Here is a 13,378-nt window from a genome sequence, read left to right on the forward strand (position 1 = left end):
TCCCGGGGCACGCCTTAGCCCTCGGGGGGATTATTCATGTCTATCAGCAGCTTCGGCATTCCGTCTTCTCCGGATCGATCCGAGGCCATGCCTGCCCAGGCCTGCTACCTCAGCGCGTCGCACGAAGCGGCCTGGGTGGCGGTCTACCAGTCGGTCGACGCCTATACCCGTGGCCAGGTCGCCGCGGTGGTGGGCGACAGCCTGCCGCAACTGGTCGATACCTTCTATTCCGTGCTGCTGGCCGACGCCGAAGCCGGCCCGCGCCTGTCCCATGACATCGTGGCCACGCGCCTGCACAGCGGCATGACGCACTGGCTCAAGGGCCTGCTGTGCGTGCGCGGGCAGGGCGACATCGGCGCCCTGATGGCCACGCAGAAGAAGGTGGGCGAGGTGCACGCCCGCGTCCACATTCCCATGCACCTGGTGATGGTGGGCGCGCGCATCCTCAAGAACGAGATTGCGCAGCGCCTGCGCGCCAGCGACCTGGACGGCCTGGCGGCCTCCGTGGCCACGCAATACGTATGCAATCTGTTCGACCTGGCGGTCGAGCAGATGAGCCGCGCGTTCATGCGCGACGTCAGCCGCGGCGCGCGCAACGACGAAGCCTACCGGCTGTTCGCGCTGGGGCAGAACATTTCCACCGAACGCGAGCGCCAGCGCGCCGCGCTGCTGGAATGGAGCCAGGCCGTGCTGATCGGCCTGCACTATCGCGCGCCGGGCCAGGCGCTGCCGCGCCTGGCCGCCTCCGAATTCGGGCTGTGGCTGCAGCACAAGGGCGCGGCGATGTTCGAAAGCGCGCCGGCCCTGCAGCAGATCACCGAGGCCGTCGCGCAACTGGATCGCGACGTGCTGCCGCGGCTGATGGACGGCGCGGCCGCGTCGATGACGGACCACGTGCGTGAACTGCAGGAGCTGGTGGCGCGCATCAAGCATCTGCTCAACGGCCTGTTCGACATGGTGGCCGAGATCGAGAGCGGCAGCGACCCGCTGACCAACGTGCTGAACCGGCGTTTCCTGCCTTCGGTGGTCAGCCGCGAAATCTCGATCGCGCAGCGCCAGCGCACCGAGTTCTCGGTGCTGCTTTTGGACATCGACCATTTCAAGGCCATCAACGACCAGCACGGCCACGCCGGGGGCGACCAGGTGCTGCGCCAGTTCGCCCAGGTGCTGCACCAGTCGTGCCGCTCCAGCGACTTCGTGTTCCGCTATGGCGGCGAGGAATTCCTCATCGTGCTGGTGGACGCGGGGCGCGAAGCCGCGCTGGCCACGGCGCAGAAACTGGGCGCGGAGGTCCGCCGCCAGGAATTCAGCGTGGCCGAGGCCGGCCCGCTGCGGATCACGGCCAGCATCGGCGTGGCCACGTTCGATGGCCACCCCGATTACGCGTATCTGATCGATCGCGCCGACAAGGCGCTGTACCGGGCCAAGCAGGCCGGGCGGGACCGCAGCGAGGCTGCGTAGGACGGGTGTAGCGCGAGAATTCTTGAGCTAGATCTCAAACGTCAAGCGCGCGGAACCCATCAGGCAGCGCCAACCGCGGCCCTCAGACCTTCTTTTCGCCGCCCAGCGCGTCGACCAGCTCGGCCATCATCTTGGCCAGTTCGCCCGTCATCAGCATCATGTCGGAATCGAACTTCTCGTCGTCGTTGGCGGCCATGCCTTCGTTGCCTTCCTTCAGCACGTCCAGCGGCGCGACGCGCTTGATGTCCAGGCCTTCGGTCAGCACGAAGGAGATGCGGTCGGCCCAGGTCATGGCCAGGCGGGTGCACTGCTTGCCGGACTGGATGTGGCGGCGCACGTCGTCGGCGTCGATGGAGTGCTTGACGTAGCGGATGGCCGCGCCGCTTTCGCCCGAGGAGCGCAGTTCGGTGTCCTGGTCGATGGAGAAATTGACGGGGGCTTCGTCTTCGGCCAGCCAGCCGGTCATGGCCGAGGCGGGCGACTGGGCCACGTACAGGTTCTCCAGCGGGAACGGATCGACGGTCTTGGCGAGCAGGCCGATGACTTCGTCGGCCTTGGCCGAGGCCGCGGCGTCGATCACCAGCCAATGGTTCTGCGTGTCGATCCACACGCGGGTGTCGCGGTACACGCTGAAGGCGCGCGGCAGAAGCTCGTCGGTGACGCGCTCCTTGATTTCCTTCATCTGCTTGCGGCCCGGCTTGTAGCCTTGCTGCTCTTCGATTTCCTGGGCGCGGGCCTTGGCGACCTGGTTGACCACGGTGCCGGGCAGCAGCTTCTTTTCGGCGCGCAGGCTGAGCAGGATCTGACCGTTGACCACGTGGGCCAGGCCGCCGTTTTCACGCGGAGGCACCCAGCCCAGGCTTTGCATTTCCAGGTTGTTGCCGCTCTGGTAGGCGTGCCGCGCCAGCGTTTCTTCAAGCGGCTCGCCGATCAGCGTCCACGGCGAGGAGAGGCGATAAATCTTGAGATTCTTGAACCACATGAGCGTCGGCCAAAAGGGGTGATTCTATACGACGCGCAGGCTTTGCCGAAGCGCTGCAATACGGAAGCGCGATGCGACACCTTCTGTCACTGACAGCCGCCGGGCTATGCGCTAATGTCCGCGGCAGCAACGTCGCACTGGAGATAACAAATGAAGATCGTTGGCGTCATCCTGATCGCCCTGGGCATCGCCGCCCTGGCTTACAAGGGCTTCAATTACAAATCCGAAGAGACCGTGCTGCAGATCGGATCGGTCAAGGCCACGGCCGAGACCGAGAAGTCGGTGCCGATTCCCGCCTGGGCCGGCATCGCCGCCATCGTGGCGGGCGTGGTGGCGCTCGGCGTGGGCATGCGCCGCTGATTCCGGCAGGCGCGGGCGGCCGGCATGCCGGCCTCGAAATGGCGGCCCCTTGCGGGCCGCCATTGTCGCTTGCGTACGCCCGGAACAAAAAAAAGCGGCCCGGCTCAATAAAGGCCGGGCCGGTACGGGAGCACACGATGCCGCGTCATAAAAGGCTCGCGGGGAACGCGGCATCGGTGTCAGAACACTGGCCCTGCAATCGCCCGACAGGGGGATCAATCGTCGGTCGATCTTGCGCAAGACCGTAATCTGAGCGCCCAGTCTAATGGCGCGGGTCTGACATGGTCCTGAATCTGCGGCCAAAAAAAAAGCTCCCTGTTAAGGAGGAGCTTCTAAAGGCCGGGCGGGCGCAGCAGTCCCGTCCGGCGGGGGATGGAAGGTTCAGGCGTTGATGTCGTTATCCTTGGTTTCGCGGATGAACAGGGTGCCGATGACCAGTGTCATGACGGCGATGATGATCGGGTACCACAGGCCGTCATAGATGTTGCCGGTCGCCGCGACCACCGCGAAGGCCACCGGGGGCAGGAAGCCGCCGAACCAGCCGTTGCCGATGTGGTAGGGCAGGCTCATCGAGGTGTAGCGGATGCGGGTCGGGAACATCTCCACCAGCATCGCGGCGATCGGGCCGTACACCATGGTCACGTAGATCACCAGGATGGTCAGCAGCACCACGACCATGACCTTGTTGGTCTGGGCGGGATCGGCCTTGGCCGGATAGCCGTGGTCGCGGATCGCGGTGGTCAGCGCCTTGTCGAGTTCGGCGACCTTGGCCTTGAATTCGGCCGGCGGCAGGGACTTGCCGTCGAACGAGGCAAACTCGTCATTGCCGATCTTGACCTTGGCGACCGAGCCGGCCGGCGCGGACTGGTTCTCGTAGTTCACGGAGTTGCGGGCCATGAACGACTTGACCACGTCGCACGAGCTGGTGAAGGACGAAGTGCCCACCGGGTTGAACTGGAACGAGCACGTGGCCGGATCGGCGATCACGGTGACCGGGGCCGAGGCCTGGGCCTTTTCCAGCGCGGGGTTGGCGAAGTGGGTCAGGCCCTGGAAGATCGGGAAGTAGGTGACGGCGGCGATCAGGCAGCCGGCCATGATGATGGGCTTGCGGCCGATCCTGTCCGACAGCGCGCCGAAGATCACGAAGAACGGCGTGGCGATCAGCAGCGCGATCGCGATCATGATGTTGGCCGTGTTGGCGTCGATCTTCAGGGTCTGCGTCAGGAAGAACAGGGCGTAGAACTGGCCGGTGTACCAGACCACGGCCTGGCCGGCGGTCAGGCCCAGCAGCGCCAGGATCACGACCTTCAGGTTCTTCCATTGGCCGAACGATTCGGCGATCGGCGCCTTTGAGCCCTTGCCTTCTTCCTTCATGCGCTTGAAGGTCGGCGATTCGTTGAGCTGCAGGCGGATCCACACCGAGATGCCCAGCAGGATCACCGAGATCAGGAACGGAATGCGCCAGCCCCAGGCCTTGAAATCGTCTTCGCCCATGAACGTGCGGATGCCCAGGATGACCAGCAGCGACAGGAACAGGCCCAGCGTCGCGGTGGTCTGGATCCACGAGGTGTAGAAACCGCGGCGGCCGTGCGGCGCGTGTTCGGCGACATAGGTCGCCGCGCCGCCGTACTCGCCGCCCAGCGCCAGGCCTTGCAGCAGGCGCAGGCCGATCAGGATGGCCGGGGCGGCGATGCCGATGCTGGCGTAGCTGGGCAGCACGCCGACCAGGAAGGTCGACAGGCCCATGATCACGATGGTGACCAGGAAGGTGTACTTACGTCCGACCAGGTCGCCCAGGCGGCCGAACACCAGCGCGCCGAAAGGCCGCACGGCGAAACCCGCCGCGAAGGCCAGCAGCGCGAAGATGAAGCCCGCGGTGGGGTTCACGCCGGAGAAGAAGTGCTGCGCGATGATGGCCGCCAGCGAGCCGTACAGGTAGAAGTCGTACCACTCGAAAACCGTGCCCAGCGACGACGCAAAGATGACGCGGCGCTCGTCCTTGGTCATTGGGCGCGGACCCGCGGAAGGGCCGCGGCCTGCCATGGTTGTTGTGCTCATGATGTCTCCTCGTTTTTGTTGCCGGCGGTGGTCCGCCGTGCATTGCCCTCCGCCGGCGGCACCGACATCGAGAGCTATGTGCAACATTGGGGGGCGAGGCTGACGGGGTTCTGACGGAACCCTTACTTGGATCTTAAAATTGAAACAAAATGATTCTGCCGTGGGGGGCGCTAGGGATATTCCTAGCTGTCCAGCGGCTCCGGCGAGTCGTCATAGGACGGGAAAATCACGCGCACGCGCATGCCGGGCAGGGAGGAATGCGCCGTCGGATGGTCATGGATCTCGACGCTGGCCTGGTGCTTCTGCGCGATCTCGCGCACGATGGCCAGGCCCAGGCCGCTGCCGTCGGACAGGGTGCCCAGCACGCGGTAGAAGCGGTCGAACACGCGCTCGCGTTCCTCGGGCGGGATGCCGGGGCCGGAGTCCTCCACCTCCAGTACGGCATGGCCGCGCAGCGACCGCACCCGCACCGTGATGTGGCCGCCGCGCGGCGTGTAGCGCAGCGCGTTGTCCACCAGGTTGTTGAGCAGCTCGGCCAGCAGCAGGGGATTGCCGTTGATTTCGACCGGCGCGTCGGCGCCTTCGAAACCCAGGTCGGTGCTGAGCGACAGCGCCTGCGGCACCCAGTGCATGGCCTGCTCGTAGGCGATGGCGTTGAGGTCGGTGCGCGCCATGCCGATGGCGCTGGGATTCTCGGCGCGGGCCAGCAGCAGCAACTGGTTCACCAGGCGGGTGGCGCGTTCCGAACCGGTCACCAGCTGGCGCAGGCTGGACTGCATTTCTTCCGGGCTGGCGTCGCGCAGGGCCAGTTCCGCCTGCGTGCGCAGGCCGGCCAGCGGCGTCTTCAACTGGTGCGCGGCGTCGGCGACGAAGCGGCGCTGCGCCTGCACGTTGGACGAGAGCCGGTCCAGCAGGTCGTTCATGGCCGCCACCAGGGGCGCGATCTCGGACGGCGCGGCGCGCTCGTCGATGGGGGAAAGATCGTCCGGCCGGCGCGCGCGCAGCCGCTGCTGCAGCGCGTTCAGCGGGGCCACGCCGCGCGACAGCCCGAACCACACCAGCAGCACCGCCACCGGCAGCACCACGAACTGCGGAATGATCACGCCCTTGATGATGTCGTTGGCCAGCTGGGTGCGCTTTTCGACGGTCTCGGCGGCGATCAGCAGCGCCGGCTGCGTATTCGGCAGATGCAGGTCCACCCAGGTGAACGCCAGCCGGATGCCGAAGCCGCGCAGGGTGGCGTCCTCGTATTGCACCTGGCCGGGCTGGGGCTGGCCCACGCTGGACGGCAGGGGCAGGGCGCGGTCGCCGCCCAGGTATTCGCCGCGGCTGCCCAGGGCCAGCCAGAACACGCTTTCGGTCTCGTCGGCGTGCAGCACTTCGCGCGCGGCGTCCGACATGCGCAGCACGGCGCGCCCGTCCTGCGCATGGACCTGCCGGGTCAGCACGTAGAGATTGTTGGCCAGCGCGCGGTCGTAGGGCACGTTGGCGATGTTCTGCGCCACCACGTAGGTGATCGCCACGCTCATCGGCCACAGCAGGAAGAGCGGCGCCAGCATCCAGTCCAGGATCTCGCCCAGCAGCGAGCGCTGGGGCGGCGCGAAGCTCGGGCCCTTGGACCCGGCCTGCATGACATCCAGTGCTTCCTGATTGAGCGCTTCCGGATGCGCGGGATCAGCTTGCGAGGTAGGCCGCACCCTGGTCCCGCTCAAGACAATAGCCCAGCCCGCGCACGGTCACGATCTTCACGCCGCTGGGCTCGAGCTTCTTGCGCAGGCGGTGCACATAGACCTCGATGGCGTTGGTGCTGACTTCTTCGCCCCATTCGCAGAGATGGTCGACGAGCTGGGTCTTGCTGACCATGCGGCCGCTGCGGGTCAGCAGGATTTCGAGCAGGCTGACTTCGCGCGCCGACAGGTCCAGCGTCTGGTCGTCCACCATGGCCACGCGGCCGGTCTGGTCGAACACCAGCCGGCCGTGCTTGAGCAGCGTGGCGCCGCCGCCGGCGCCGCGGCGGGTCAGCGCGCGCACGCGGGCCTCGAGCTCGGACAGCGCGAAGGGCTTGGCCATGTAGTCGTCGGCGCCCAGGTCCAGGCCCTTGACGCGCTGCTCGATGCTGTCGGCGGCGGTCAGGATGAGCACGGGCAGGGCGGAGTTGCGGGCGCGCAGCCGGCGCAGCACTTCCAGCCCGGCCAGCTGCGGCAGGCCGAGATCCAGGATGAGCAGGTCGAAAGCCTGGGCCGCCAGCGCCGAATCGGCCGCCAGCCCGTCGCGCACGGCATCCACGGCGTAGCCATTGTGGCGCAGCGAGCGGGACAGGCCGTCGGCCAGGATGCTGTCGTCTTCGGCGATCAGGATACGCATGGGCTACAGTAGAAGAAACACGGTCCGGCGCTGCGGGGACGAAACACCGGGCTCGCCTGGGATTCTGGCATATGGCTTGCGGCTTGCCACTCAGGGTATACGTGCAAAACAGTGGCACACTGTTTTTTTGTACAGTACAATCCGATGCCATAATCTAGCTCCGCGGCAAAACCCGCAATCCCGCCGAACCAGCATCACCCCGCTACAACATACGTTACAGACCACGTCACAGACGGGACTACAGACAGGACTTTACATGGACGACAAAACCACCAAGGCCGCCGCTTCGGAAAAGGCCAAGGCGCTTGCCGCCGCGCTTTCGCAGATCGAAAAGCAGTTCGGCAAGGGCTCGATCATGCGCTACGGCGACAACGAGGTATCGCACGACATCCAGGTGGTTTCCACGGGCTCGCTCGGGCTGGACATCGCGCTGGGCGTCGGCGGCCTGCCGCGCGGGCGCGTGGTCGAGATCTACGGTCCGGAATCCTCCGGCAAGACCACGCTGACGCTGCAGGTCGTGGCTGAAATGCAGAAGCTCGGCGGCACCTGCGCCTTCGTCGACGCCGAACACGCGCTCGACGTGCAGTACGCCGCCAAGCTGGGCGTGAACCTGTCCGACCTGCTGATCTCGCAGCCGGACACCGGCGAACAGGCGCTGGAAATCACCGACGCGCTGGTGCGCTCGGGTTCGGTCGACCTCATCGTCGTCGACTCGGTGGCGGCCCTGGTGCCCAAGGCCGAAATCGAAGGCGAAATGGGCGATTCGCTGCCTGGCCTGCAGGCGCGCTTGATGAGCCAGGCGCTGCGCAAGCTGACCGCCACCATCAAGAAGACCAACTGCATGGTCATCTTCATCAACCAGATCCGCATGAAGATCGGCGTGATGTTCGGCAACCCCGAAACCACCACCGGCGGCAACGCGCTCAAGTTCTACTCCTCGGTGCGCCTGGACATCCGCCGCATCGGCTCGATCAAGAAGGGCGACGAAGTCGTCGGCAACGAAACCCGCGTCAAGGTCGTCAAGAACAAGGTCGCGCCGCCGTTCAAGCAGGCCGAGTTCGACATCATGTACGGCGCGGGCATCTCGCGCGAGGGCGAAATCATCGACCTGGGCGTGGCCGCCAACGTGGTGGACAAGTCCGGCGCCTGGTACAGCTACAACGGCAACCGCATCGGCCAGGGCAAGGACAACGTCCGCGAATACCTGAAAGAGCACAAGGAACTGGCCATCGAGATCGAGAACCGCGTGCGCGAGAACCAGGGCATCGTGAGCCGCGCGGCCGAATTCGTGCCCACGGCCGAAGACACGGCCGAGTAAGCCGTCGGCCGGCGGGTCCTGCCCGCCGCCGATCCGGCCCACAGACTCGCGGCAGGCGCCAGCACGGGCCTGCCGTCATTCATGGCAAGCAGGAAACGCATGAGCTGGAAACCGCCGCCCACCTCAGCCGACCGCCTACGCGCCAGGCTCGATGACGAATTCGAAACCGTCGCCAGGCACGAGGGCCTGCGCCGGACTTCGGACGCCCGGCGGGAGCAGGCGCAGGATGCCGAAGACGACGCCAAGCCGGCCGCCCGCAAGGGGCCGTCGCTGAAGATGCGCGCCGTGGGCTATCTGTCGCGGCGCGAGCACGCGCGCGGCGAACTGGCCCGCAAGCTGGCCGCCCATGCCGAGGACCCGGCCGAGGTCGAGGCCGTGCTCGATTCCCTCGAAAAAGAAGGCTGGCTGTCCAACGAACGCTTTGCGCAGGGCCTGGTCCACCGGCGCGCGGCGCGCCAGGGCACGGCGCGCATCGTCCAGGAACTGCGCCAGCATGGGGTGGACGACAACCAGGTCGCCGAACTGCGCGACCAGCTGCGCGCCACCGAATACGAGCGCGCGCTGGAAGTCTGGAAAAAGCGTTTCCAGGCCCGGCCGCAAGACCGCGCGGCCTACGCCAAGCAGGCGCGTTTCCTGGCCAGCCGCGGCTTCGCGCACGACGTGATCCGCCGCATCCTCGGCGAAGGCGACGAGGACTGAGCCGGCCGGCTATTTCGCCGACTTGATCCCGGACAGCGTCCTGAAGCACACGTCGCGCGTGATGGTCAGGAATTCATCGATGTACGACGCGTCCGTGTCCTCGCTGCGCACCGTGGCGTAGAGCGTGCGCCATACGCCTTGCGGCCCCAGCCGGCACAGGCGCAGCCACCCCTGGTTCATGTATTCGGTCAGCGCCCAGTTGGGCAGGGCGGCCACGCCGCGGTTGCTGGCCACCAGCTGCGCGATGATGGGCGTCAGCTCCGCCTTGCGCACGGCCGCGGGCTCCACGTCGGCCGGGTCGAGAAAGGCCGTGAAGACGTCCAGGCGTTGCCGGTCCACCGGATAGGTGATGAGGGTCTGGTCGGCCAGCTGCTCGGGCAGCACGAACTTGCTGCCCGACAACGGATTGGAGTCCGAGACCGCCAGCACCAGCTCGTACTTGAACAGCGGCAGGTATTGCACGGCTTCCAGCGGCTGCGGGTCCGAGGTGATGACCAGGTCGAGGTCGCCGCGCACCAGCGCGGGCAGCGGCGCGAACGAAAACGCGGCCGACAGGTCCAGCGCCACGTCCGGCCACTGCACGCGGAACGCGTCCAGCGCCGGCATCAGCCACTGAAAGCAGGAATGGCAGTCGATGGCCAGGTGCAGCCGCCCGCTGCGGCCGGCCGCCAGCCGCTGCAGCTCGCGCTCGGTGGCGCGGATGCGGGGCAGCACCTCGTCGGCCAGCGCCAGCACCCGCAGCCCGGCCGTGGTCAGCCGGGCCGGCCGGGTGCGGCGGTTCAACAGCGGCGTGCCCAGCCGGGTTTCGAGGTCGCGCAACTGGTGCGACAGGGCCGATTGGGTCAGGTGCAGGCGTTCGGCGGCCTCTTGCAGGCTGCCGCCTTCGCGGATGGCCGTCAGCGTTTCCAGGTGGCGGATTTCGAGCATGGGAATACAGGCAAATGGAACAAGCGCGTATTCTATGAGATTTCCTCATGTTATGAATGTAGAGATTGATTTTGACTCATATTGGTTTGGCCTCAGAATAACCGTCACTTGAACAAAATTTGTTATCCGACGGTATTGCCATGACTATCATTCATAATCTGGGGTTCCCCCGCATCGGCGCCCAGCGCGAACTCAAACGCGCCGTCGAGGCCTATTGGGCGGGCAAGCAAAGCGCCGCCGAACTCGAACAGACCGGCCGCGAGCTGCGCGCCCGCCACTGGCAGCTGCAGGCCGACAGCGGCCTGGCCTTCCTGCCCGTGGGCGATTTCGCCTGGTACGACCAGATCCTGGAATGGACCGCGCTGCTGGGCGCCGTGCCCGCGCGCTTCGGCCAGAAGGACGGTGAACCGGTTTCGCTGGACACGCTGTTCCGCATGGGCCGCGGACGCGCGCCGTCGGGCAAGCCCGCCGCCGCCTGCGAAATGACCAAGTGGTTCGACACCAACTACCACTACATCGTGCCGGAACTGGTCCCCGGCCAGACCTTCCGCATCGCCCGCGAATCGCTGTTCGAGCAGATCCAGGAAGCTCAGGCGCTGGGCCATGCCGTCAAGCCGGTGATCCCGGGCCCGCTGACCTGGCTGTACCTGGGCAAGGGCGACGCCTACGCCGAAGGCGCGGCCGACGAGCGCAAGCTGCAGCTGCTGACCGCGCTGCTGCCCGTCTACCAAGATGTGCTGGCGCGCTTCGCCCGGCTGGGCGTGCAATGGGTGCAGATCGACGAGCCCATCCTGGCGCTGGACCTGCCGCAAGCCTGGCGCGACGCTTTCGGCGCGGCCTACGCGGCGCTGTCGGCCAGCCCGGTCAAGCTGCTCGCCGCCACCTATTTCGACGGCCTGAAAGACAATCTCGCCACCGCGCTGGGCCTGCCCGTGGCCGGCCTGCACGTGGACCTGGTGCGCGCGCCCGAACAGCTGGCGCAAGTGGCCGCCGGCCTGCGCGGCGACCAGGTGCTGTCGGCCGGCGTCATCAACGGCCGCAACATCTGGCGCACCGACCTGGACGCCGCCATCGCCGCGCTGGCGCCGGTCAGGCAACAGCTGGGCGAACGCCTGTGGCTGGCGCCGTCGTGCTCGCTGCTGCACGTGCCGGTGGACCTGGCGCACGAAACCGAACTGGACGCCGAACTCAAGAGCTGGCTGTCCTTCGCCGCCCAGAAACTGGACGAGCTGAGCCTGCTGGGCCGCGCGCTGGACGGCGGCGAAGTCGCGGCCGTGCAGGAAGCCCTGGCCAGCCAGCGCGCCGCGCTGGCCGCGCGGCGCTCCTCGGCCCGCATCCACAACCCGGCGGTCGCCCGGCGCATGGCCGCCGCCGCCGAGGTGTCGCGCGAGCGCGCGCCGTTCGCCGGCCGCATCGCCCGCCAGCAGGAACAACTGGGCCTGCCGGCCTATCCGACCACGACCATCGGCTCGTTCCCGCAGACCGCCGAAATCCGCGCCCTGCGGCGCGACTGGAAGGCCGGCGCGCTGACCGACTCGGCCTACGAGAACGCCATCCGCAAGGAGATCGAGGAAGTCATCCGCTTCCAGGAAAAAGTGGGCCTGGACGTGCTGGTGCACGGCGAGCCCGAGCGCAACGACATGGTGGAATACTTCGGCGAACTGCTGGCCGGCTTCGCGTTCACCAGGAACGGCTGGGTCCAAAGCTACGGCTCGCGCTGCGTCAAGCCGCCCATCATCTTCGGCGACGTGGCCCGCCCGGCGCCCATGACCGTGGGCTGGTCGTCGTACGCGCAGTCGCTGACCGACAAGCCGGTCAAGGGCATGCTGACCGGCCCGGTCACCATCCTGCAATGGTCCTTCGTGCGCGACGACCAGCCGCGCGAGCAGACCTGCCGCCAGCTGGCGCTGGCGCTGCGCGACGAAGTGGTCGACCTGGAGGCCGCCGGCATCAGCGTGATCCAGATCGACGAGCCCGCCATCCGTGAAGGCCTGCCGCTGCGCCGCGCCGACTGGCAGGCCTACCTGGACTGGGCGGTGGACTGCTTCCGCCTGTCCACCGCCGGCGTGCGCGACGAAACCCAGATCCACACCCACATGTGCTATTCGGAGTTCAACGACATCATCGAATCCATCGCGGCGATGGACGCCGACGTCATCACCATCGAGACCTCGCGCTCCAACATGGAGCTGCTCAAGGCCTTCGAGGACTTCCGCTATCCGAACGACATCGGCCCAGGCGTGTACGACATCCATTCGCCCAACGTGCCCGAGGTGGACTGGATGGTCGGCCTGATGGAGAAGGCCGCGGCGCGCCTGCCCAAGGAACGCCTGTGGGTCAATCCGGACTGCGGCCTGAAGACGCGCGCCTGGCCCGAAACCGAGGCCGCGCTCATCGGCATGGTGCAGGCCGCGCGCGCGCTGCGCCAGGCGGCCTGACCGCACCAGCGTCCCCTATTTTCGGGAGCGTCGGACCGCCCGGCGGGGGCAACCCTGCCGGGCGGCTGGTTTCTGGGGGAGTCATAGCCGCCTGCGCTATACTTTCAAGGTTTTGTTGCCGCGCACCATGCGCAGGCCATTTTTGCCTCGCAGGCCCCAGCATGCCCTTGCCACCGCCGGATTACCCTCGCCAGCCCCTGCACACGCGTTCCATACGCGTGCAGTCGTACGCGCGCGACGACGGTCTGTGGGATCTGGAAGCCGAACTGATCGACGTCAAGGCGTACGATTTCCCCAAGCGCGACGGCGAGATGTTCAAGGCCGGGCAGCCCATCCACCACATGCACCTGCGCATCACCATCGACGCGAATTTCGAGATCGTGGCCGCGCAGGCCGTCTATGACGCCGCGCCTTACGGCGCGCATTGCATGGCCATCGAACCGGCTTACACTGATCTGGTCGGCATGAACCTGCTCAAGGGGTTTCGCCGACAGGTCAAGGAGCGGTTCGGGCACGTGGAGGGCTGTACTCACATGACCGAGCTGTCGCAGGTGCTTCCCACCGCGGCGGTCCAGACCATGGCCAACCGCCGGCGGCAGGAAAACAACCCGAACCGGCGTCCATTCCAACTGGACGGCTGCCATGCGCTCAGCACCGGCGGCCCGGTCGTGGCTGAGCACTATCCCAAGTGGTACACCGGGGGTAGCGCTGAGGCATCGGCCGATTCGGCTACCGATTCACCCTCTCTTACTCATACGTCCTGACAGGTAA

11 protein-coding genes are annotated in these 13,378 nt (G+C 66.8%); 6 read left to right on the forward strand and 5 right to left on the reverse strand.

Annotation, left to right across the window (positions count from 1 at the left end; all coding sequences use genetic code 11):
• Positions 1–36 precede the first annotated feature (36 nt).
• Positions 37–1,461, forward strand: coding sequence for a diguanylate cyclase (locus A6B37_RS23045; RefSeq protein ID WP_102774760.1), 1,425 nt, complete (start codon positions 37–39; stop codon positions 1,459–1,461).
• A gap of 82 nt (positions 1,462–1,543) precedes the next feature.
• Here the strand turns inward: A6B37_RS23045 and A6B37_RS23050 are convergent, their stop codons facing one another.
• Positions 1,544–2,443 carry a recombination-associated protein RdgC gene (locus tag A6B37_RS23050; protein ID WP_102774759.1) on the reverse strand — a complete coding sequence of 300 codons (900 nt, stop codon included), beginning with the start codon at positions 2,441–2,443 and terminating at the stop codon, positions 1,544–1,546.
• Between the two features lie 150 nt (positions 2,444–2,593).
• Here A6B37_RS23050 and A6B37_RS23055 point away from each other — a divergent pair, with 150 nt between their 5' ends.
• Positions 2,594–2,803, forward strand: a complete 210-nt coding sequence (locus tag A6B37_RS23055; protein ID WP_102774758.1) for a hypothetical protein — start codon at positions 2,594–2,596, stop codon at positions 2,801–2,803.
• Between the two features lie 381 nt (positions 2,804–3,184).
• Here the strand turns inward: A6B37_RS23055 and A6B37_RS23060 are convergent, their stop codons facing one another.
• The 3 genes from A6B37_RS23060 to A6B37_RS23070 form a co-directional block, all read right to left on the reverse strand.
• Positions 3,185–4,861: an MFS transporter gene (locus A6B37_RS23060; protein ID WP_102774757.1), complete on the reverse strand. Its 1,677-nt coding sequence runs from the start codon at positions 4,859–4,861 to the stop codon at positions 3,185–3,187.
• 182 nt (positions 4,862–5,043) lie between these two features.
• A complete protein-coding gene (locus A6B37_RS23065) occupies positions 5,044–6,420 on the reverse strand; it encodes a sensor histidine kinase (RefSeq protein ID WP_111827080.1) in 1,377 nt (458 codons plus the stop codon).
• Between the two features lie 115 nt (positions 6,421–6,535).
• Positions 6,536–7,225, reverse strand: a complete 690-nt coding sequence (locus A6B37_RS23070) for a response regulator transcription factor (RefSeq protein ID WP_006393745.1) — start codon at positions 7,223–7,225, stop codon at positions 6,536–6,538.
• A 256-nt stretch (positions 7,226–7,481) separates the two neighbouring features.
• Here A6B37_RS23070 and recA point away from each other — a divergent pair, with 256 nt between their 5' ends.
• Together recA and recX are read left to right on the forward strand one after the other, a co-directional pair.
• Positions 7,482–8,543 (forward strand): recombinase RecA, encoded by a 1,062-nt coding sequence (gene recA / locus A6B37_RS23075; protein ID WP_102774756.1) that lies wholly within the window; start codon positions 7,482–7,484, stop codon positions 8,541–8,543.
• An 81-nt stretch (positions 8,544–8,624) separates the two neighbouring features.
• Complete coding sequence (recX, locus tag A6B37_RS23080; RefSeq protein WP_168202304.1) at positions 8,625–9,242, forward strand: recombination regulator RecX; 618 nt, start codon at positions 8,625–8,627, stop codon at positions 9,240–9,242.
• A 9-nt stretch (positions 9,243–9,251) separates the two neighbouring features.
• Here the strand turns inward: recX and A6B37_RS23085 are convergent, their stop codons facing one another.
• Positions 9,252–10,169, reverse strand: a complete 918-nt coding sequence (locus tag A6B37_RS23085) for a LysR family transcriptional regulator (protein WP_111827021.1) — start codon at positions 10,167–10,169, stop codon at positions 9,252–9,254.
• A gap of 140 nt (positions 10,170–10,309) precedes the next feature.
• Here A6B37_RS23085 and metE point away from each other — a divergent pair, with 140 nt between their 5' ends.
• Together metE and A6B37_RS23095 are read left to right on the forward strand one after the other, a co-directional pair.
• Positions 10,310–12,607 carry a 5-methyltetrahydropteroyltriglutamate--homocysteine S-methyltransferase gene (gene metE / locus A6B37_RS23090; protein ID WP_111827022.1) on the forward strand — a complete coding sequence of 766 codons (2,298 nt, stop codon included), beginning with the start codon at positions 10,310–10,312 and terminating at the stop codon, positions 12,605–12,607.
• Between the two features lie 161 nt (positions 12,608–12,768).
• Positions 12,769–13,371: a DUF2889 domain-containing protein gene (locus tag A6B37_RS23095; protein ID WP_102774752.1), complete on the forward strand. Its 603-nt coding sequence runs from the start codon at positions 12,769–12,771 to the stop codon at positions 13,369–13,371.
• Positions 13,372–13,378: the final 7 nt, after the last annotated feature.

It is taken from the genome of Achromobacter sp. HZ01 (assembly GCF_003267925.1).
GTDB classification, from domain to species: Bacteria; Pseudomonadota; Gammaproteobacteria; order Burkholderiales; family Burkholderiaceae_B; genus Achromobacter; species Achromobacter pulmonis_A.